General features: G+C 67.6%; 21 protein-coding genes. 8 read left to right on the top strand and 13 right to left on the bottom strand.

What is annotated here, in order from left to right:
• Nucleotides 1-19: 19 nt before the first annotated feature.
• From ASC66_RS06715 to ASC66_RS06685, 7 genes are all read right to left on the bottom strand, one after another.
• Nucleotides 20-406, bottom strand: coding sequence for a hypothetical protein (locus ASC66_RS06715; RefSeq protein ID WP_055836767.1), 387 nt, complete (start codon nucleotides 404-406; stop codon nucleotides 20-22).
• Between the two features lie 9 nt (nucleotides 407-415).
• Nucleotides 416-907 carry a hypothetical protein gene (locus tag ASC66_RS06710; protein ID WP_055836764.1) on the bottom strand — a complete coding sequence of 164 codons (492 nt, stop codon included), beginning with the start codon at nucleotides 905-907 and terminating at the stop codon, nucleotides 416-418.
• Between the two features lie 95 nt (nucleotides 908-1,002).
• The gene (locus tag ASC66_RS06705) at nucleotides 1,003-2,493 is read right to left on the bottom strand and encodes an FAD-dependent oxidoreductase (RefSeq protein WP_055836762.1); all 1,491 of its coding nucleotides are present in this window, start codon (nucleotides 2,491-2,493) and stop codon (nucleotides 1,003-1,005) included.
• Between the two features lies 1 nt (nucleotide 2,494).
• Nucleotides 2,495-2,809 carry a (2Fe-2S)-binding protein gene (locus ASC66_RS06700; protein ID WP_235496742.1) on the bottom strand — a complete coding sequence of 105 codons (315 nt, stop codon included), beginning with the start codon at nucleotides 2,807-2,809 and terminating at the stop codon, nucleotides 2,495-2,497.
• Nucleotides 2,802-4,001, bottom strand: a complete 1,200-nt coding sequence (locus ASC66_RS06695) for an NAD(P)/FAD-dependent oxidoreductase (RefSeq protein ID WP_055836756.1) — start codon at nucleotides 3,999-4,001, stop codon at nucleotides 2,802-2,804. The genes ASC66_RS06700 and ASC66_RS06695 overlap by 8 nt, the downstream gene beginning before the upstream one ends.
• Nucleotides 3,998-4,930 carry a dihydrodipicolinate synthase family protein gene (locus tag ASC66_RS06690; RefSeq protein WP_055836754.1) on the bottom strand — a complete coding sequence of 311 codons (933 nt, stop codon included), beginning with the start codon at nucleotides 4,928-4,930 and terminating at the stop codon, nucleotides 3,998-4,000. The genes ASC66_RS06695 and ASC66_RS06690 overlap by 4 nt, the downstream gene beginning before the upstream one ends.
• 10 nt (nucleotides 4,931-4,940) lie before the next feature.
• A complete protein-coding gene (locus tag ASC66_RS06685) occupies nucleotides 4,941-5,477 on the bottom strand; it encodes a helix-turn-helix domain-containing protein (protein WP_055836751.1) in 537 nt (178 codons plus the stop codon).
• A gap of 230 nt (nucleotides 5,478-5,707) precedes the next feature.
• On the opposite strand from ASC66_RS06685, the gene ASC66_RS06680 reads away from it, so the two are divergent.
• Together ASC66_RS06680 and ASC66_RS06675 are read left to right on the top strand one after the other, a co-directional pair.
• Nucleotides 5,708-7,186, top strand: a complete 1,479-nt coding sequence (locus ASC66_RS06680; RefSeq protein ID WP_055836748.1) for a Na+/H+ antiporter NhaC family protein — start codon at nucleotides 5,708-5,710, stop codon at nucleotides 7,184-7,186.
• 163 nt (nucleotides 7,187-7,349) lie between these two features.
• A complete protein-coding gene (locus tag ASC66_RS06675; RefSeq protein ID WP_055836746.1) occupies nucleotides 7,350-7,748 on the top strand; it encodes a DUF7715 family protein in 399 nt (132 codons plus the stop codon).
• A gap of 134 nt (nucleotides 7,749-7,882) precedes the next feature.
• Here ASC66_RS06675 and ASC66_RS17785 read toward each other — a convergent pair whose 3' ends face one another.
• The 5 genes from ASC66_RS17785 to ASC66_RS06650 form a co-directional block, all read right to left on the bottom strand.
• On the bottom strand, nucleotides 7,883-8,926 hold the full coding sequence (locus ASC66_RS17785) for a bifunctional methionine sulfoxide reductase B/A protein (RefSeq protein WP_082492103.1): 1,044 nt from the start codon (nucleotides 8,924-8,926) through the stop codon (nucleotides 7,883-7,885).
• A gap of 121 nt (nucleotides 8,927-9,047) precedes the next feature.
• Entirely contained in the window at nucleotides 9,048-9,500 is a 453-nt protein-coding gene (locus tag ASC66_RS06665; protein WP_055836743.1) for a pyridoxamine 5'-phosphate oxidase family protein, read from the bottom strand.
• Between the two features lie 39 nt (nucleotides 9,501-9,539).
• Nucleotides 9,540-10,712, bottom strand: coding sequence for a MarP family serine protease (locus ASC66_RS06660; RefSeq protein ID WP_055836740.1), 1,173 nt, complete (start codon nucleotides 10,710-10,712; stop codon nucleotides 9,540-9,542).
• 280 nt (nucleotides 10,713-10,992) lie between these two features.
• On the bottom strand, nucleotides 10,993-11,853 hold the full coding sequence (locus tag ASC66_RS06655) for a 3-hydroxyacyl-CoA dehydrogenase (protein WP_055836737.1): 861 nt from the start codon (nucleotides 11,851-11,853) through the stop codon (nucleotides 10,993-10,995).
• Complete coding sequence (locus ASC66_RS06650; RefSeq protein WP_055836734.1) at nucleotides 11,846-12,601, bottom strand: TetR/AcrR family transcriptional regulator; 756 nt, start codon at nucleotides 12,599-12,601, stop codon at nucleotides 11,846-11,848. The genes ASC66_RS06655 and ASC66_RS06650 overlap by 8 nt, the downstream gene beginning before the upstream one ends.
• 144 nt (nucleotides 12,602-12,745) lie before the next feature.
• On the opposite strand from ASC66_RS06650, the gene ASC66_RS06645 reads away from it, so the two are divergent.
• Together ASC66_RS06645 and ASC66_RS06640 are read left to right on the top strand one after the other, a co-directional pair.
• Nucleotides 12,746-13,420 (top strand): TetR/AcrR family transcriptional regulator, encoded by a 675-nt coding sequence (locus ASC66_RS06645; protein ID WP_055836732.1) that lies wholly within the window; start codon nucleotides 12,746-12,748, stop codon nucleotides 13,418-13,420.
• 68 nt (nucleotides 13,421-13,488) lie between these two features.
• Complete coding sequence (locus ASC66_RS06640; RefSeq protein ID WP_055836730.1) at nucleotides 13,489-14,574, top strand: zinc-binding dehydrogenase; 1,086 nt, start codon at nucleotides 13,489-13,491, stop codon at nucleotides 14,572-14,574.
• A 62-nt stretch (nucleotides 14,575-14,636) separates the two neighbouring features.
• On the opposite strand, the gene ASC66_RS06635 is transcribed toward ASC66_RS06640, so the two are convergent.
• Nucleotides 14,637-16,316, bottom strand: coding sequence for a hypothetical protein (locus ASC66_RS06635; protein ID WP_157509687.1), 1,680 nt, complete (start codon nucleotides 16,314-16,316; stop codon nucleotides 14,637-14,639).
• A gap of 90 nt (nucleotides 16,317-16,406) precedes the next feature.
• On the opposite strand from ASC66_RS06635, the gene ASC66_RS06630 reads away from it, so the two are divergent.
• The 4 genes from ASC66_RS06630 (at nucleotide 16,407) to ASC66_RS06615 (ending at nucleotide 20,149) form a co-directional block, all read left to right on the top strand.
• A complete protein-coding gene (locus tag ASC66_RS06630) occupies nucleotides 16,407-16,976 on the top strand; it encodes a helix-turn-helix domain-containing protein (RefSeq protein WP_055836725.1) in 570 nt (189 codons plus the stop codon).
• 154 nt (nucleotides 16,977-17,130) lie between these two features.
• Nucleotides 17,131-17,940 (top strand): ATP-binding cassette domain-containing protein, encoded by an 810-nt coding sequence (locus ASC66_RS06625; protein ID WP_055836722.1) that lies wholly within the window; start codon nucleotides 17,131-17,133, stop codon nucleotides 17,938-17,940.
• Nucleotides 17,937-18,992 (top strand): ABC transporter permease, encoded by a 1,056-nt coding sequence (locus tag ASC66_RS06620; RefSeq protein ID WP_082492102.1) that lies wholly within the window; start codon nucleotides 17,937-17,939, stop codon nucleotides 18,990-18,992. The genes ASC66_RS06625 and ASC66_RS06620 overlap by 4 nt, the downstream gene beginning before the upstream one ends.
• A gap of 146 nt (nucleotides 18,993-19,138) precedes the next feature.
• The gene (locus ASC66_RS06615) at nucleotides 19,139-20,149 is read left to right on the top strand and encodes an ABC transporter substrate-binding protein (protein WP_157509686.1); all 1,011 of its coding nucleotides are present in this window, start codon (nucleotides 19,139-19,141) and stop codon (nucleotides 20,147-20,149) included.

Here is a 20,149-nt window from a genome sequence, read left to right as displayed (position 1 = left end):
ATGCGGGGCGTTCGGCGTCTCAGACCGTTGGCCCGCTGTCGCTCTCGCCCGCGGTCGCGCGGCCGCCCAACCCCTTGCGCACGCCGATGACGCCGTCGCGCTCGACGTGGGAGGTGTCCAGGGCGACCCCGCGTTCGGCGCCGAACAGCGGTGCGGCGTAGTCGAGGATGTCGACGAACTCCTCAGGACTCTCGGGGTAGAGGGCGCCGACGCCCGCGCGCTCGAAGTGGCCGGCGGCCGACTGCCACGCGCCGGTCGCCGAGATGGTGTTGCGCGTGCCGGTCGTGTCCACCCAGGAGAGCAGTGCCGGGGCGACCGGTGAGTCCTCCGGCATCACGCTCGTGATGCCGCAGATGCACTTGCGGGGTGGGTAGTGGCAGTTGCGGTTGCGAGGATCGTGTTCCATGGCCCCTCCTTAGCGAGTGACAAAAGCGGTGATGAGGCTGGCGGCACCGCCGAGCAGGGCGAATCCCAACAAGGCGTAGCCGATGCGCACCCACACGTCGCGACGGCCGTTGTCGCGGTTGAGGTCGTCGATCACGGCCGATTTCGTCTCGAGGATGCGCTCCTTCAGATCGACGATCTCGGGGTCCTGGCACTCGAACAGCACCTTGTCGATCAGTTTCGACGGTTCGAGTTTCACCGTGGACCGGGGGATGAGCGAGATCAGCGCCGCCGCAGCCGCGGCGAAGGCGAGCACCATCGTGATGAGCGGAAGTACGCCGAAGGGCTTCCCGATCAGGTCGACGGCCCAGCTGCCGGCGATGAGCCCGGCGCCGACGAGAAGGAGTGACGCCTTGGTGATGGTGCTGGAGAGGCGCACGGCGGCGATGTCGCGTTGCCGGTCGAACTCCTCGCTGAGCACCTCGATGCGGGCCAGACGATCGTCCCGTGCGCGACGCCACATGATGCACTCCTCAGCGCTTCCGTGCGCTCATTGTTGCAGCGGCGGCATCCGCCGACAAGCGGTGCCAGCCGTGGCGAACGTTCGTAGCGAAGGTCCTACGGTCCGTCGAGCACGGTCAGAGCGCTCACCGGCACTGGCTTGACCGGCACGTGCGCGGTGAAGTTGCCGACATCCGCCATCGACCGGCCACGTTCGAGCGCCACCAGCGAGGCGACCGTCGTCTCGCAGTAGCGGCCCTGGCACGGCCCCATCCCGCTGCGGCACTCGAGCTTCACGCCGCTGGCCGAGGAGAGGTGCGGGTTGTGCGCGAGCACGCCCGTCACGTGCTCCCGCGTCACGAGTTCGCAGCGGCACACCGTGGTCTCCGGCGTCGCGAGCGCGGCGAGACCCTTGCGGTTCGGCGCGAACATGCGCTGCACCACGGTCGAGAACTTCTGCGCGTGCGCAACGGCGTGCCGAGCGTCGTCGAGAGCGGATGCCGGCGCGGCCCCGAGCCCGAGATCCCGCGCGACGGCCAGCCCGGCCAGGTGGCCCTCCGCACGTGACTGTTCGGCTCCGGCCACACCGGTCGGTTCGCCCGCCACGTAGATGCCGGGGCTGGATGTCGCCATGTTCGCGTCGTGGCCGACGATCCAGCCACCTTTGGCCGAGTTGTAGAGCATGCCGCATCCGGCCTGCCTGGCGAGCTCGGTCGAGGCCTGGAAACCGTAGCCGAGCACCAGCGTCGACGCAGGCACGATACGAGGCTTGCCGGTGACCCGCCAGTTCGCATCGACGCGGGCGAGTTCGGCGCCATCCACCCGGTCGGTGCCGAGGGCGCGGGTCGCGACCGTGTTCGTGCTGATGCGCACGCCGGCCGCGAGCAGGCGTGCCACCGCCACACCGGTCTCGGCGAAGAGCCGGGTGTGACCGGGCACGGCGGGCAGCGCGGCAAGCATCTCGCGCGGCGACGGCAGGCCGCGGGCGAACGCAATCTCGGCGATGTCAGCCCCGGCTGCGCGCAGCTGGTCGGCGACGACGAGCAGCAACGGGTGGGAGCCGGCCAGCACCAGACGCTCAGAGACGAGCAGGCGCTGGCTCTTGATGAAGCCCTGAACGGCGCCGGCCATCATCACGCCGGGCAGAGTCCAGCCGGGAATCGCGACGGGCAGATCGTAGGCACCGGTCGCGATCAGCAGGCGACGCACGGGGAGCCGTACGGCACCGTCAGGTCCGCTCACGGCGAGCTGGATGCCGTCCGGGCTGGGATCGGCGTTGCCCTGCAGGCTGCCCTCCGGCCGATCGCGAAACACGCCGAAGGCCGTCGTCTCGTGCATCCAGGTGATCCCGGATGCGGCATCCGCTCGCTCCAGCAGATCGTAGGCCCAGGGGTACCCGGCTGAGAACTTCGCTGTGGCTCCGGGGAACTCCCGCGGCGGCCGGCGGAAGATCTGGCCGCCGGGGCGACGCTGCTCGTCGATGACGACCACTCGGGCGCCCTCGGAAGCGGCGGCGAGGGCGGCCGCGATGCCCGCGGGGCCGGCACCGACGACGGCGAGGTCGTAAACGAGGACCGACGGATCGGGCGTCTCGGAGAATTCAGTCATCTCAGGCACCTCGGGACGATTCGGTTGTCATGCCGTCGACGGCATAGGTGAGGCAGGAACGGGTGAGCGGGACGCCGTCGACCACGAGCACGCAGTCGAAACAGGTGCCCATGTTGCAGAGCGGCTGCCGCGGCGCACCGCTGCGCGTGGTGCCGAACTCGCTGACGCCGTCGGCGAGCAGGGCGGTGGCGAGGGTCTCGCCGTCGAAGCACGGCACGGGGCGGCCATTGAAGCTGATCTCGATCGGCGCGCCGCGTTCGGCCTCCAAACGGCGGGCTTCCGAACGTGCGACCTGGTCACGATTTGCGTCAGACACGGGCACCTCCATAGCGGCGGGGGTCGTAGGGGGAGAGGTCCATGCTCGGTGGGCGCCCCTGCACCATCTCGCTGAGCACGCGGGCAAAACTCGGCCCGAGGGTGAAGGCGGAACCGCCGGTGGCGACGAAGACGCCGGGGCAGTCGGGCACCGCGCCGACGAGCGGCAGCTGGTCGGGGGTCACGGTGGTGGTGCCCACCCAGGTGCGGAGGGCGGGCAGCGCGGCGACGCGGGGAACGACGCCGATGGCCGCGCGGGCATTGCCGGCCACGGAGGCCCGGAGCAGCTCCGGCCGTGCATCGAGGTCGGGGTTGCCATGGCGGTCGACGGGCAGGCGGGCCGGCCAGCCGCCGCCGATCAGCACATTGCCGTCGAGCGACTGCTTGAGCGACAGTTTCGCGCCGGCGTGCTGCACGAGGTGCGGAATGAATTTCTCGGTCTTCAGCGTCACCGTCATGGTGAGCGCGAGGGCGATCGTCGGCAGACTGGCGCCGAGCATCGCGCCCAGCTCGGTCGTCCAGACACCACCGGCCAGGATGACGGCTTCCGTGCGGATCTCCGAGCGCCGGGTCGCGCCGTCGGGCTCGCTGGTCTCGACGCCGAGCAACCAGGAGCCTCCGGCGCGGGTCATCGAGACCACGCGGCTGCGGGTGCGGATGTCGGCGCCGAGCCTGGCCGCTCCCCGCGCGAGGGCTGGCCCCGCCGTGCGGGTGTCGGCCTTGCCCTCGATCGGACAGTAGGCCGCGGCGACGACGGAGTCAGAGAGGTACGGCGCGATCGCGCGCACCTGATCGCCGTCGAGCAGGGTGACGTCCAGGCCCCAGGAACGTTCCAGCTCCGACTTCTGTTCGAGCACGGCGGCCTGCTCTGCCGTCTCGGCGAGCATCAGCCCGCCCTTCTGCACGACGCCGAGCGATTCGCCGAGCTCATCGCCAAGGCCGGCCCAGAGCCGTGCGGCATCCAGGTGCAACGGCATCGCCTCCGCGGCCTGACGGGCCGCCTCGATGCCGTGCTCGAGCATGCGGTACTCGAGCTGGAAGTGCAGGCTGCCGGCGTTCTGCCCCGAGGCGTGCTGGTTCAGCTGGTCGCGTTCGAGCAGGGCCACGTCGACGCCGTCGCGGGCGAGCATCCAGCTGAGCGCGGTGCCCAGCAGGCCGCCGCCGACGACGACGACGTCGCGGTGCTCGGTCATGGCAGCGGTACGGTCTCGATGCCGAGCTCGTTCAGCGTGGCCTCGACGATGCGCACCTCGTCGGGCGTGAGCTCGAGCAGCGGGTCGCGCACGAAGCCGGCCGGAACGCCCTGCAGGCGCAGCGCCGTCTTCATGATCGCCTGAGCGTTGCCGAACTGGGCGCCGTAGTCCTGGGTGAACCAGCGCTGCATCACGACGCGGTCGCGGGCGCCGAGCTCCAAAGCGCGGTCCTTGTCGCCGTCGGCGAGGGCACGCCAGAAGTCGGGGTGCGCCGAGCCGAGCGGGGCGCCGGAGCCCATCAGGCCGTCGCCGTAGCCGAGCGAGACGAGGTCGGCGCCGAGCGGGCTGGTCGGGATGCCGAAGTAGCGCACGGTGCCGCTCAGTGCGTAGAGGCCGTCGAGGAAGGCCTTGGTGTTTCCGGTGGAGTTCTTGATCGCCACGACGTTCTCGATCTGCGCCAGCTCGGTGAGCAGTTCGGTGTCGAGGTCGACGATGCACCCACGCGGCCAGTTGTAGATGCAGATGGGGATGTCGCTGGCATCCGAGATGTCCTGGTAGAACTTGACGATCTCGCGCCGGGTGGGCACGACGTAGGGCGGGGGTGTGACGAGGATGCCGTCGAGGCCGGCCTTCTCGGCGGCGTGCGCATGCCGGATCGCCTCCTGCTGGGTGAAGGCGTTGCATCCGCCGAGAACCCACATGGCGCCGTCGACGTTCTTCGCTCCCTCGCTGAACAGCTGGGCGCGCTCATCGTCGTTGAGGCTGAACCACTCGCCGGTGGTGCCCCCCAGGATGACGCCGTGCATGCGCTGCTCGACCAGCCAGCCGAGCTGCTGCTCGAAGCCGGCGAAGTCCAGCTCGCCGTCCTGCGTGAACGGGGTGGTGATGGCCGGGATGTATCCGGTCCACTCGACGGAATTGCGATCCACTCTGATCCTCCTATGGTGTGGGCGGGTTCACCGAGAGGATGAACTCGACCGTGTGGTTTGTGGTGTTGCGGTAGCGGTGGGGCTGGCTCGAATCGATCGTGATGGCATCGCCGGCGACCACCTCGTGCGCGGAGTCGCCGACCATGACGGTGAGCACTCCCGTCAGCACATAGGCGCACTCGATCGCGACGTGCGACCACGGCTCGTCGCTCGAGGACTCGCCCGGTTCGAGCACGCCGCGCAGAACGGCGAGCTGGGCATTGCCCGGCATCAGACGTTCGTACTGGATGTGCCCACGCGGCGAGGAGATCTTCGAGCGCTCGCCGGCATGGCTGATGTGCACGGCCTGCACGGCGCCCTCGTCGAAGAGCATGGCGACGGACTGGCCGAACACGTCGGCCACCAAACGCAGCGATTTGAGGCTCGGCTCTGTCACCCCACGCTCGATCTGACTGAGCAACGTGGCCGACAACCCTGTCTCCTCCGCGAGACTGCGCAGACTCAATCCTCTGGCAGTGCGGAGCTCTCGCAACCGTGTTCCGATCATGACGTCACTCTACACACAGACTGCACACTCTTGTGCACTCTAGCTGCACGAATCTAAACAGTATTTCCTCCGATTTGGTCTGAGTCCACTTTAATTAAGGCGTTGACGCGGCGAACCCGACCGAAGGCATGTGCAGTCTTATTGCATTTTCTCGTCGACTTGTGGATACTGAGTGCACACTCCGGCCAGCGAAACGCGGAGATCACAGAGTCGTGACGAGAGGAACCAGTATGACCAAGCACCCGAGCCTGACCTTCCGAGGGGGGTGGCTGATGGCCTTCATCCCCATCGCCGTGTTCCTCTCGCTCTGCGTCCTCTTCTTCGTCGTATTCAAGGCCTTCGACATGACAGCCCTGGCGATGAGCGGCATCGTCGCCCTCCTCATCGGCGCCGTGTTCGCCCGCAACTATGGCGCCTTCTGGGATGCCGTCATGCGCGGCATCGGCAGCCCGACGTCGGTTTCGATCGTCGTCATCCTGCTCGTCATCGGCATGTTCTCCGAGCTCGTCAAGGCGACCAACGTCTCTGGCGGATTCGTCTGGATCGGCACCTCGATCGGCATCGGCGGCGGCGGCTTCACCCTCTTCGCCTTCCTCACGGTCTGCGTCGTGGCCATGGCGACCGGCTCATCGATCGGCACCATGTTCACGGCGTTCCCGATCTTCTACCCGGCCGGCGTACTGCTCGGCGCGGACCCCGCACTGCTTGCCGGCGCGATCGTCTCCGGCGCGATCTTCGGCGACAACCTGGCCCCGATCAGCGACACCACGATCATCTCCTCGTCCACGCAGCGCTTCCGCCGCAAGGCAGGCGTCGCCGACATTGCGGGTGTCGTGTCCTCGAGGGCCCGCTACGCATTGACGGCCGCGGGCATCAGCGCCGTGCTCTTCGCAATCTTCGGCGGCAACGGAACGCCGCAGGGTGGAGCAGACGCCATCCTGGAGGCCAGCGCCAACCCGACCGCACTCATCATGCTCGTCCCGATCACGATCATGCTGGTCGTGGCCTTCCTCACCCGCGACATCTTCAAGGCGGTCTCGGTCGGTTTGGTGCTCGGTACGATCACCGGTCTGCTGGCCGGCCTGATCGTTCCGAGCGACGTGCTCGGCGTGACGGATGGCGCGCCGACCGGCTTCCTCGTCGGCGGTGTGGCGAGCATGCTCGGCACCGTGGCTCTCGTGATCTCGGTGTTCGGAATCATGGGCGTGCTCACCGCTGCCGGCGTGCTCGACCGTGTCGTTGACGCCCTCGTGCGCGGCAAGCTGGCCCGCACACCGCGCGGCGCGGAGGCGGCCATCGCAATCGGCGCCAGCGCGACCACCGTGCTCTTCGGCGGCGTCAACTCGGCCTCGATGATGACCTTCGGCCCGGTGGCCGACGAAATCGGCTCGCGGATGAACCTGCACCCGTATCGCCGCTCGAACATCATGGACTGCTTCGCGATGGGTATCTCCTGCGTCGTGCCGTTCCTCAGCGCGTTCCTCTTCATCGCGGCGCTGCTCACGAGCGGCTATGACGGAGTTCCGGCGCTCAGCACCACGCAGATCTTCCTCGGCGCGCTCTACCCGCTCGTGCTGACCGCCGTGATGATCATTGCGATCGTCACGGGCTGGGGCCGACGCTTCGAGGGTCCGGACGGCTCGGTGTCGCGCACCCGCGATCTGTCGGAGCCGGTGGCGGAGCCCGCCGTGGCCGAGGTCGCTCACTAGCGCGACCACAGCGGTAAAAGGGGCATCCGTCGAGCGATCGAGGGGTGCCCCTTCTCTGTGCCCGTTCTCTCTGCGCCCGTTCTCTGTGCGCGAGGGCTGTCGGTGGCCCGGCGTAGCCTCGGGGCAATCAATCGAAGACGCTCGTGCCGGGCTGGAGAGAACGATGAAGGTGCTGGTTGCAAGTGAGCTGGGTCAGGGCACCCGGCCCAGCGATGTGATGGACGCCATCGAGGGCGAACTCGTCTACATGGTCGATGTCTGCCCAGACAGCAGGCGGTTTCCCTACAGCGCATGGTGCGACTGCGGGATCACCTTCTGCGGCATCGTCAGCGGTGAGGTCACCTCGACGGCGCTGGTGCGAGACCTCGAGGGGCTCAGCTACGAAGGTTACGTCGCGTGCCTCGAGGCAACACACGGCGACGCGGTTGATGGCGGATGCAGTTGTGGTTTCGACGCCGAGGAGATCGCCAGCGCACTTGTCGCGATTGCCGCACCGCTCCGCGACGGAACCGTCGTGGAGCGGTGCGTTGACCGAGTGCGGGTGCGACTCCGCACCGTCTAGGTGCGCGCGAAACAGGCAGATTCGTGCGACCGTGTGCGAAAACAGGCTGCTGCGGCGCGCAGCCGCGATTGCCGCCTGTTTTCGAGACAGACGCGCCCTCGGCGGAAGCTCCGATCGAGGGCGCGGTCCGTGGCCTAGACCGCGGCGGTGTCGCGCTTCGGCAGCACCCAGCCCGGGCGCACGAAGTGGCAGGTGTAGCCGTTCGGGTACTTCTCGAGGTAGTCCTGGTGCTCTTCCTCGGCCTCCCAGAACGGGCCGGCCGGCGACACCGTGGTGACGACCTTGCCGGGCCAGAGACCGGAGGCGTCGACGTCGGCGATGGTGTCGCGGGCGATCGCGTCCTGCTCCGGGCTCAGCGTGAAGATGGCCGAGCGGTAGCTGGTGCCGCGGTCGTTGCCCTGGCGGTTCGGCGTGGTCGGGTCGTGCACCTGGAAGAAGAACTCGAGCTGCTCCCGGTAGCTGGTCACGCTCGGGTCGAAGACGATCTCGATCGCCTCGGCGTGCGTGCCGTGGTGGCGGTAGGTCGCGTTCGGCACGTCGCCTCCGCTGTAGCCGACCCGCGTCGAGATGACGCCAGGGCGCTTGCGGATCAGTTCCTGCATGCCCCAGAAACACCCGCCGGCAAGGATGGCGGTTTCGGTTGCGGTGCTCATGCTGCGTTCTCCTTGGTGGGGGTCGGTGGTGGTTTCTGCGGTGGTCTCAGCTGGCGGTGCATCGGATGCCGGGGCGCCCGATGTGGGGAACAACGACCGGTATCGACCGTACCCCTCCGCCTCGAGCTGTGCGAGCGGCACGAAACGCAGCGACGCGGAGTTCATGCAGTAGCGGAGGCCGCCGGCATCCGCTGGCCCGTCGGTGAAGACGTGCCCGAGGTGGCTGCCCGCGCCGCTCGAGAGCACCTCGACGCGCTTCATGAAGAGGGCGCGGTCGACCTTCTCAGTGACGGCATCCGGCTCGATCGGCTTGGTGAAGCTCGGCCAGCCGGTGCGGCTGTCGTACTTGTCGGTCGAGGCGAACAGTGGCTGGCCCGAGACGACGTCGACGTAGATGCCGGCCTCGTGGTTGTTCCAGTACTCGTTGCGGAAGGCCGGCTCCGTGCCGGCCTCCTGCGTGACCCGGTACTGCGCGGGGGTGAGGCGGGCGAGAGCCTCGGGAGTCTTGCTGTAATCGTGTGACACGTCATTCCTCCTGGTGTTGCGGACACCGAGTATTCGGAGTCACTGAGGAGAACGGATGGCGCGGCCGGAGTGTTCCGCCGAAGCTGCATGGCGGCTGTGAGTTGCGGGGTGGACCGACCCGCTACCAGGCGATGAGTTTCGTCGGCGTGATGCGGATGACGGTGTTGTACTGCGCGGCCATGCTCTGCATCGTGAGGCGGAGGTCGCCGAGGCCCGTCGTGTACTTCGCGCCGTATGGCACCCCGATCCGGTCGATCCAGCCCGCCGTCGGGTCTGCAGAGATCTCGGCGAGGCCCTGCAGCACGGTGAGCTGGTCGCCGTTGGCGCCCGCTTCGAGGTGTAGGAGCACCTTCGAGTTGCCGCGGATGTTGCGCACCTTCGCGGCGCCGGGCTCGCTCAGCACGATCAGCTCACCGTCGTGCCAGAGGAACCAGATCGGCACCGCGTGCGGGAAGCCGTCGGCGCGGATGCTCGTGAGCCAGCCGATCCGTTCACTCTCGAGGCGGGCGATCGCGCGGCCCTGCACCTCGTCGGTGGGGTCGAGGTGGAGCGGGCTCGGGTCGTGCGCGGTCATGGGCCGATCCTTTCGTGCGGACGAACGGGTGGCGACAGCCTAGCCCGCGCAGACGCCCGTGGAGACGGAGTCGCCGAGGCCGGGCGCCGCGGCGGCCACCGGCGCCAGCTCGGCGAGCGTGAGCGCGTAGCCGATGTCGTCGACGACGGCCGACTTGGCGAAGACCACGCCCACGACGGCGCCGTCCGGGTTGAGCAGCGGGCCGCCCGAGTTGCCCTGGTTGATGTCGGCGGTGAGTGCGTAGACCTCGCGGCTGAGGCTTCCGTCGGCGCGCGGGATCGGCGTCACCTCGGCCACGGTGGCCGGCAGCGAGACGAACGGCCCGCCGAAGGGGTAACCCTGCACGGCCGCGCCGGCGCCGCGCGTGAGCTGGCTGCCGAGGGGGAGGGCTGCGGCATCCAGATCGCCGACGGCGAGCACGGCCAGGTCGGTCGCGGCGTCGTAGTAGACGACGCGGGCCGCGCGCGGTGGCTCGCCCGGGGCCTCGACGACGGCCTCGTCGACGCCGGCCACGACGTGCGCGTTGGTGACGACGCGGTCGTCAGAGACGACGAAGCCGCTGCCGACCAGGCTGACGCCGCACTGGTGCGCGGTGCCGGTGATGCGCACGACGGATGCCGCGGCCGCTGTCAGCGCCGGCGAGCCGGCGTCGATGTCGGCGACGGGCGGGATGTTCTCCGGCGGCGCGATGGTGTCGATGACCCACGGCAGCGCCTCGTTGACGGCCGAGGCGCGCACGCCGGCGAGGAAGGATTTGACCGGGTCCGGGGTGAGGCGGTCGATGGTGCCGAGCGTCGCGCTGCCCGCGATCGTCTGCGTGACGGGCGGAACGCCCATGCTGCTGACGCCGCCGGCGACGGTCGCCAGCACGAGCGCCGTGACGACGGTGCTCACCGCGATGCCGGCGAGGCGGTCGAGCACGCTGAGCTTGATGACCCGCATGCCGCGGCTGAGCAGCCCGCCGATGAGGGAGCCGAGCGCGTTGCCGAGGATCAGCAGCAGCACGCCGCTGCCGATCACGATCGCCGCGCGCCACTCGGGGGCCGGTGCCCACGCCGAGATCTGCGGCAGCAGCAGGTAGGCGGCAACCCCGCCGGCGATAAGACCGAGCGCGCCGAAGGCGCTGCGGAACAGCCCGGTCCGCCAGCCGGAGACGGCGGCGGAGAGCAGGATGAGCCCCACGACGATGTCGAGGATGAGCGAGCTCGTCACGCGGACTCCTGAATCTGAACGGGCCGAAGCGGGCGGATGCCGCAGCTTCTACTCTGCGGCATCCGGCACTGTCTCAGCTGGGAGAGTGCCGGGCGCGGGTCTTGGTGCAGTTACTTGCGAGGTCAGGCGGCACGGGAGGAGAAAAGCGGCTCGGGAGGTGGAATCTCGCGATTCCGTCCTCCCGAGCCGCCTATCTCCTCCGGTCGTCGTGCGACGGGGCCGTGGCCACGTGCCGGGCGCCGGATGCAGCGCGCCGGGCGTGGTGGCGGCGGCCCCGGCGCTACTTCGCGGGGTAGCCGTAGAAGCCCTCGCCGGTGGCGACGCCGAGCTTGCCCTGGTCGATGTAGTTCTCCTTGATCAGCTGCGCGAAGGCCTGCTGCTTCGGGCCGCCGTTGACGCTGACGTTGTATGCGGTGGTGAGGCCGACGATGTCGTAGATCTGGAACGGGCCCATGGGGGAGCCGGTGCCGATGCGCCAGGTCTTGTCGATGGCGTCGGGCTCGGCGATGCCGTCGACGAGCAACTCACCGGCCGCGCTGAGGAACGGCACGAGGAGCGAGTTCAGCAGGTAGCCGGCCTTCTCCTTCTTGATCTCGATCGGGACCATGCCGATCTCTCCGGCGAAGCTCGAGACCGCCGCGAACACGGCAGGGTCGGTCTCCGGGGTGCCCATGACCTCGGCGGTGTTGTGCACCCAGACGCGGTTCGCGAAGTGCAGGGCGAGGAAGCGCTCGGGACGCCCGGTGAAGCCGACCATGTCGCTCGGCAGCAGGGTGGAGGAGTTGGTGGCGAAGATCGTCTTGGCCGGGGCGAGCTCGGCGAGCTTCGCGTAGGTGTCGCGCTTGATCTCGAGGTTCTCGGGGATCGCCTCGATCACGAGGTCGGCGTCGGCGACGGCCGCGGCCAGGTCGCTGCTGAGCGTGAGGCGCTCGAGCGCGGCATCCGCTGCGCCGTCGGCGGCACCGGCCACCTCGGTCTTGTACGTGTCGACGAGCCCGGCGAAGCGCTTCGCGGCGCCCTCGAGTACCTCGTCGGTGATGTCGTATGCCGTCACGGCGAAACCGCTGAAGGCGGCCTGATAGGCGATCTGGGAGCCGAGCACGCCGGTTCCGAGCACGGTGACGGTGCGAATGTCAGTCATTTCCTTGTTCCTTACTCGTTGTGAGTCGGCTGGGATCAGTCGGCCCCTGTGCGCTGATGGCGTTGTGCGCCGGCGCGGTGTGAAGGTAGCCGCGGGATATCACGTCTACCTGGTTCAGGATGTCGTCGAGCTGCTGCTCGAGCGGCACGGCGGTGAGGGTGGCGTGTGCCGTCTCGAGCTGCAACGCCGCGAAGATCGCGCGGGCCGCCGGCCCGGCATCGGGCGTCGCGCCCGGCTCGTCGGCGCCGCCGGTCGTGGCCGTCGCGACCGGGTGCAGCCTCACCCACGCTTCGGTGAGCGTGTCGGCCAGACGCCGCTGCAGTCGGGCGATGAGCTCCAGCGCCTCGCCGCGGTAGCGGTCGCTCGGGCCGCCGAACATCACGGCCTGCTGGTAGGCGGCGGTGTTCTCGTCGCTCTGCCGCCCGGACTCCACGATCGGGGTGAGCAGCGCGGCAATGCAGTCGGCGACGTCGGCGCTCCGGGGGAGGGCTCGCTCTGCCGCGTCGAGCGCCCGGCCGTAGTACTCGTTGTGCACCATGAGCAGCAGTTCGGCCTTGCTCGTCGCGTAGCGGAACAGCGTCCCGGTGGCGACGTCTGCCCGCTCGGCAATCTGCTGGGTGGTGACGGCCGCGTAGCCGTGCGCGGCGAACAGCTCGGCGGCAGCATCGAAGATGCGCTGCTGCTTCTGTTCCTTGTTGCGTTCGCGCCGGCCGGGTGCGGCGGGCACAGGCCCGATCGTTTCCGACATCCCTGCACCACCTCACTCGACGGACATCGAGGCCCGCGATCTAAAACGGACTCGACTCATTTAGGAGTGTACTCCTTTTTAAGAACGACAGGGTGTGGCCGGACGTTTTCTGGACAAGTGTGCAGAAAAGCGTAAGCTCGAAGCATGGAACGCATCGAAGCGGCTGAATCCGCCCAACACGACATCCGTCGCACGATTCAGTCCTCGATGGACCCGCGTACCGCCCGCACCCGGCGCGCCATCGTCGACGCCGTCGAGTCGCTGCTCGCCGACGGGGTGAGCGCGCTGAACGTGAGCGACATCGTGCGCAGGGCCGGTGTCAGTCGCAGCGCGTTCTACACACACTTCGCGAGTGTCGATGAGCTCGCAGTGAGTGTGCTCTGCGAGGCGCTCGAAGAGATCGGCAGCTCCGACATCCACCTGCGCAGCGCGGGAACGGCCACGGGCGAGGAGGCGGGTCGCGCCGGCATCCGGAGCTTTGTCGCTCACATCGATCGGCACCGCACGCTCTACTCCGGGCTGCTCTCGCAGAGTGCGGGCAGCCAGGCGCACCGAACCGTCGTCACCATGCTGGCCGCCCAGACCCGTGAGACCGTGCTGCTGCTGCCGGGACTCCCGAGTCGCACCTCGGCCGCCGCCGCCGCGCTCTTCATCGCCGGCGGCTCCCTCGCCGTGCTGGGCGAATGGATGCAGGGCGACGGAGCCGAGTCCGTCGACGAGATCGTCGACGAGCTGATGGCGCTGATGCCGGCGTGGTTTGTCGCAAAGGAACCGCTCCGGCGGGCAGGCGGCGACACTCCAGCGGCGGGTGAGCGCTGAGCACAGACCTCCCGGCGGGCTGTCGGGAACTCGGAGCGGAAGCGCTCCTCCACGAAAGAGAGCAATACATGAAAGCCGTTGTTGTCAACGCAGTGAACGCTGGATTCGACGTCGAAGAGGTGCAGATCGCAGCCCCGATCGGCGGCGAGGTGCTGATCGAGGTCAAGGCTTCCGGCCTGTGCCACTCCGATCTCACCATCGCAACCAACGACCTCGGGTTCCCGATGCCCGCCGTCTTCGGACACGAGCTGGCGGGCGTCGTCACCGCTGTCGGACCGACCGTCACCGGCATCACCGTCGGCGACCACGTGGTCGGCAGCCTGATCCAGTCCTGCGGCAAGTGCCGCCGCTGCATGGCCGGCCGCTCCTACAACTGCCTGCACCCAGAGGCCACGCTGCGCACGCCGGAGCAGGAGCCGCGCCTCAGCCGTGACGGCCAGCCCGTCGCCCAGGGCTTTGGCCTCGCCGGCTTCGCCCAGCAGGCGCTCGTGCACGAAAACCAGCTCGTCGTGCTGCCGAAGGAGGTGCCGTGGGCGCAGGCTGCGCTGCTCGGTTGCGGCGTCGTGACCGGTGCCGGTGCGGTGCTCAACACAGCCAATGTGCAGGCGGGCGACTCCGTCGTGATCATCGGCGCCGGCGGCGTCGGCCTCAATGCCGTCAACGGTGCACTCGTCGCCGGCGCCTCACGGATCGTCGTGATCGACCTCAACGACACGAAGCTCGAGACCGCCAAGAAGTTCGGCGCCACCGACGTCATCAACTCCTCCACCACCGACCCGGTCGAGGCCGTGCTCGCCCTCACCGGCGGCGCCGACCACGTCTTCGACTTCGTCGGCTTCCAGTCCGTCACCGAGCAGGGACTCAAGATGCTCGGCATCGGCGGTGGCCTCTACCTGATCGGACTCGGCAAGGGTGGAACGCAGTTCACGGTCGACTCCTTCGACGCGCTCAACGGCCAGAAGCGCGTGCAGGGCGTCTACATGGGTTCATCGACGCTTCAGCGCGACATCCCGCTCTACGCCGAGCTCTACCTGCAGGGCCGCTTCAACCTCGACGACCTCGTCTCCAAGGAGATCTCGCTCGACGAGGTCAACGAGGGCTACGCGGCACTCAAGGACCCGGCGATCAACCGCGTGGTGATCACCTCGTTCTAGGAGGTGCCGCCGCTGCGGCGGGTGGGCGGATCGACTCCGCCGCCCGCCGCACCGAGCAGTGTTCAGTAGCCCATGTACGAGCGCTGGTTGGCGCGGTCCGCCAACCAAAGCCATCGACGAACGGCATCGCCGGACTGGCTACGTCCCGCGTCGACAGCTTCGTCTCGGATCGAGAGCAGACGCTTGGGTGCCATGAATTGCTGGGAGTCGAGCTCCTGCATCAGTCCGATGAACGACTCGGCCTCTGCGGCACCCCCGACCCGGGATGCGACATCCGTCGCCACGAACTGCTCCCAGGTGAGGGAGGGGTCGTAGCCGAAGCGCCCGAAGGCCAAGTAGCTGAGTTCCGCCGACACATGGAACGGCGATGGCTCGCCCCACACGGTGAGGCCCTGCATGTCAACCTCGGCCGCCTTCTTTGAGAGCTCGGCGAACACAGGCGCATTGAACGCGTAGCGCTCGGTGCGCTCGTCGCCGTTCCACTGGCAGGCGAACTGACTACGGATGACGTTCTTCGCCGTGGGCAGTGCGGCGACGTGCTCGGGCGTCAGTTCACTCTTTGCCCGTTCCCAGTAGCCACGGTTGAAAGTGTGCTGGTAGATCCCTCCGGCCGGCAGCGACTCCAGCGGGGCATGCGCGGCCGGGTCCAGCAGGTTGTCCCACTGCAGCTCGCAGTACAACCAGAGATCGTCGCCCGCCGAGCTGGCCGCGTTGAAGAGCTTGGGGAAGTTGTCAGCCATGTCTGCGTGCGACCAGAATTCGGCATCGTTGTCGCGCCGGCTCGCAGCCTCTCGCTCGCCACGCCGTGTCACGCAACGCGGGCAGCCGCAGACCCCATAGTCTCCGCCCTCGATGTTGATGCCCCCGGGGTCGACGGTCTCGACGAGCCAGGCAAGTGCGTCCGCCATCCACTCGATGTTCGCCGGTTCGGATGGGCAGGCCGTGCGGGTGTAGTCGCTCCGCGGGAAGTTGAGCGGGAATGCGAGATCCTGCAGCTGAAAGCCGACACCGCGCTCCATGTCGGCTGCGAAGCCGGGGTTCTCGGTGAGCCAGGTAGCCAAGTTGTATTGGTTGTTGCCCTCCCAGTAGACGCCGCCGTATGCCCCGATCGCGACGCCGGGCAGAACTCGAACACCCCGCGCCTTGGCGTAGCGGGTGAGCTCCTGGGCGGCCTCCACGCCGCCGTGCGAATCGCGGAAGAAACCGTAGATCACGATGGCCGCGATCTGGTTCTGGCTGCAGAAATCCACCATCCGCTTGTAATCCTTCAGGAAGCCGCCCGGCGGCTTGCCGTAGGGGTTGAAGACCCCGATCTCCTGTTGGCCGATCTGGTTGAGCTCCCAGTTTGTCGAGTGATCCCACGTCCAGAACGTGCGATACGTGAGCTTCGGCCGGCGCTCGAGGCTGGTCACCGGCACGCGGATGCCGCCTGGCTCGCTGGTTCCGAGCCGCTGCACGAGCTCCTCGACGCCGTAGATGACGCCGGAGTACGGCCCGCCCTGAATCCGAATCCGGGGCGCGGCACGGGCGTCGACCTCAATGCGGAAAGCGCCCTCTGACAGCGCGGGTGCGTCGAGCAACTCGATCGTCGGCATCGTCTCGGGCACAGCACGACCCTGCGGTGCGTGGATCCACTCGAGCTGCGGCCACTGTTCGGCCAGTCGTGATGCTGCATGCGGATGCCGCTCAGCACCGAGTACGGTGACACGGCCGTTCAGCATGGTGTGACTACGTTGTGACATCAATCGTCTCCTCGAAATGGCCGGGTTCTCCGGCAATATAAATCGATCGGTAGAGCGAACGGTTGATGGATATGTAATATAGCCGACACTATGAATGAAAGCCAGCCGTCGTCGCCCCTCGCGAACAACATCCGGAAGTGGCGTGAGCGGCGGGGGATGAGTGTCTCCGCCCTCGCTCGTGAGGCGGGCATTTCCAAGTCCACCGTGTCTGAGCTCGAGCGAGGCAACGGCAATCCGTCGCTCGACACGCTCTGGGCGCTGGCCAAGACGCTTAACGTGTCACTCGGCGGGTTGTTCATCGGCCAGGCCGGCGTGGGCGAGACGGAGTTCAAGCGGCTCGTCGAGGCCCCGGTGATTGCCCGGGAGGGCGACGCGTTCATTGCCCAGCTCATGGCGAGCTGGCGGAATTCCGGCGAAGTCGAGGTATCCATCGTCTCTCTGGCGCCGAATGCCCACCGAGATTCGCGTGGCAACGCCCCCGGCGTGATCGAGCGCGTGATTTGCGTCGACGGCCTCGTTGAGGTTGGCCCTGATGGCGCGTCAGTATTGCTCGAAGCCGGAGACATGTTGACCTTCCGCGCCGATCAGGCTCACCGCTATCACGCGCGTGAGAATGGCGGGCGGCTCCTCGTTATCCAGCAGTACCCCACGACGGTCTGAGACCGCGGCGGCGCGGTCCTTTTACGCGACCGTAACAATGAATCCGCGAAAAGCCATTGCGCAGACATCATGCGTCTGCTTAGCTGAAGTCGTTCGGTAGAGCGAACGATGTGCAAGTAGAGCGAACAAAGATGTTAGTCAATTGGAGACTGCTATGGATTCCGACTTTCCCCCGGCGGAACACGGCCCGGGCCCAGCGCCTGTCATTGAAACCCGCGGCATCACGAAGAGTTTCGGCCATGTCCAGGCCCTGCGTGGCGCATCGTTGCGTGCGTACCCCGGCGAGGTGCTCGCCCTCATCGGTGACAACGGTGCGGGCAAGTCGACCCTCTCGAATGTGATCGCGGGAGTGCACGCAGCGGATGCCGGCGAGCTCGTGCTGCGCGGCGAGACCGTCAACGTCAGTTCGGTCCGGCACGCACGGGAACTCGGCATCGAGATTGTCTACCAGGACCTCGCCCAGGCGCCGGACCTCACTGTCGTGCAGAATTTCTTCTTCGGCCGCGAGCTGCTCGTCACAGGGCCGGGCCGTTTCATCGGACAGGTCGACGAGCCGACGATGCGTGAGCGCACCAAGCAGGCCATGAGCCTGCTCGGCGCGCAGGTGCCGTCACTCACCGCCCCCGTCAGTGCGCTCTCCGGCGGTCAGCGCCAGGCCATCGCCGTGGCCCGTGCCGTGATGTGGGCGACCGCGGCGATCGTCATGGACGAGCCGACAGCGGCCCTCGGAACCAAGCAGACGAAGATGGTCTACGACGCGGTACGGGCGGCAGCCGACCGTGACCTCGCCGTCATCTTCGTCTCCCACGACATTCCCAAAATGCTCGACTTCGCCGACCGCATCGCCATCATGCGGCACGGGCAGGTCGTCGCCCAGATGCCGACAGCCGGGCTTCAGCTCGTCGACGTGCTCACGACCATGCTCTCCGCGAAGTCGGATGCCGCGCAAGGAGAAGCCGCATGACCCAGACTCAGACACCCCCAGGCGCCGTCACGTTCGACAGCAGCGAGCCGAGCGCCCTGCGCCGGATCCTCACCTCGACGGCATTCATGATCGCCGTCGTCGTGGTCGTGCTCATCTTGCTCTTCGGAGTACTCTCGCCGAATGGCGTGTTCCTGAGCGCCGGCAACTTCCGCAACCTCGCGCTGGACTCGGCGCAACTGATCCTGCTCGCCGTCGGCATGACGTTCCTTGTCGGTGCCGGTGAGCTCGACCTATCGATCGGCGCGAACGTCATCCTCTCCTCCGTGGTCGCCGCGAAGGTGATCACCTTCTTCGGTGGCACCCCAGAGGAGATCCTCGCCGGGGACTACAGCAACGCCGGCATGGCGATCCTGCTCGGATTCCTCGCAGCCGTCGCCACTGGGGTGCTCTTCGGAATCGTGAACGCCACGCTCGTGAACATGCTGCGGGTGAGCTCCTTCATCGTGACGCTCGCCATGATGAGCGCAGGCAGCGGCATCGCCTTCATCATCACGGGCGGAATCAATGTGAGCTCGCTGCCGCGCGACATGCAGAAGGGCTTCGGATCGGCTGACCTCTTCGGCATCATCCCCATCCCGGCCGTCATCGCGATCGTGGTCGGCCTGATCGCCTGGTTCGTGATGACGAAGCTCCGCTTCGGTGTGCACACCCTCGGCATGGGGTCCTCGCTGCGAGCAGCCGAACGCGCCGGCATCAACATCCGCCGCCAGCGCGTGAAACTCTTCGTGATCATGGGCTGCATCGCCGGACTGGTCGGTTTCATCGACATCTCTCGCTTCCTCACAACGAACATCCAGGGCCACCAGGGCGACGCCCTGGCCGCCATCGCCGCCGTCGTCATCGGCGGGACGAGCCTGTTCGGCGGCCGCGCCTCGATCCTCGGTTCGATGATTGCCGCGATCATTCCGGCGATCCTGATCAACGGTCTCGTCATCATGCGGGTCGGCTCGTTCTACCAGCTCGTCGTCACCGGCGTGATCTTGCTGGTTGCGGTCGGCATCGACCAGCGGCGCAGAGCCCAAAGCAAATAGCCCAGCGCCAGCTCAACGTCGGAGCGGCGATCTACCGCACCCCGCCTTCACCCGGAACAGCGCAACGCTCGCGAGAGTCGCTGGCGATCGACGCTGCCCGAAACGCACCATCACCCACCCAGCATCACATTCACCAAGGAGGAACAGTGTCCCGCAATATGAAACTCATCAGCCGCGGAAGCGTCATCGGTGCCGCATCCGTCATCGCACTCGCTCTCACCTCGTGCAGCGCGGCGGGCACATCGCCGGAGGGAGGCGGAGCGGCCAGCGGCAAGCCGACCGTCGCCTTCGTCGCCGCGCAGATGACGGCAACGTACTTCCAAGTCATGCAGTGCGGCGCCCAGGCGGCAGCCGACGAGTACGGTGTCGACCTCGACTGGCAGGGCGACGCTAACTGGGATCTGCAGACCCAGACCCCGCTCATCAACGCGGCGGTGCAGGGTTCGCCGGCCGGCCTCGTTCTCGTGCCGACCGACCCGGTCGGGCTGATTGAGACGGTCGACACGATTGCCGGTGACGGGATGCCGGTCATCACCGTCGACGGCAGTCTCGACGAGCCCGTCGAGACCCAGAACATCCGCACAGACAACCTGAGCGCCGGCGCGTTGGCCGCCGATGCACTCGCCGCGGCAATCGGTGAGAAGGGAACGGTTCTCGTGATCGCCTCCTTCCCCGGTGTCGCCGCGAACGCCGAGCGCGTCGACGGCTTCGCCGAGCGTATGGCAGAGGCCTACCCGGACGTCACGGTGCTGCCGACCGAGTACTCAGAGGCCGACCAGGCGAAGGCCTCGCAGAAGGCCGCCGCCGCGATCACCAACCCCGATCTGGCCGGTATTTACACGACGCTCGCCCCGGCGTCGGCCGGCGCATCCGCCGCAATCCAAGCCGCTGACAAGTCCGGTCAGATCAAGCTCGTCGCCTACGACGCCGACCCCTCACAGGTCGCAGACCTCAAGGCCGGGATCTACGACGCACTCGTTGCTCAGGATCCCTATGGTCTCGGGTACGACTCAGTCGAGCGCATCGCCAAGATCGTCGATGGCAGCCTCGACCCCGCGTCTCTGGAGTACCAGGAGTACGTGACCGCGTTCATCATCGATCGCGACAACGTCGACAGCGACGAGGCCCAGCGCTACATCTACACGCCCAACTGCTGA

The sequence above is a fragment of the Leifsonia sp. Root4 genome (genome assembly GCF_001425085.1).
In the GTDB taxonomy this organism is placed as follows: Bacteria; Actinomycetota; Actinomycetes; order Actinomycetales; family Microbacteriaceae; genus Microterricola.
The sequence above is the reverse complement of the archived record's forward strand: the minus strand, read 5'-3'. Positions and strand labels throughout refer to the sequence as shown.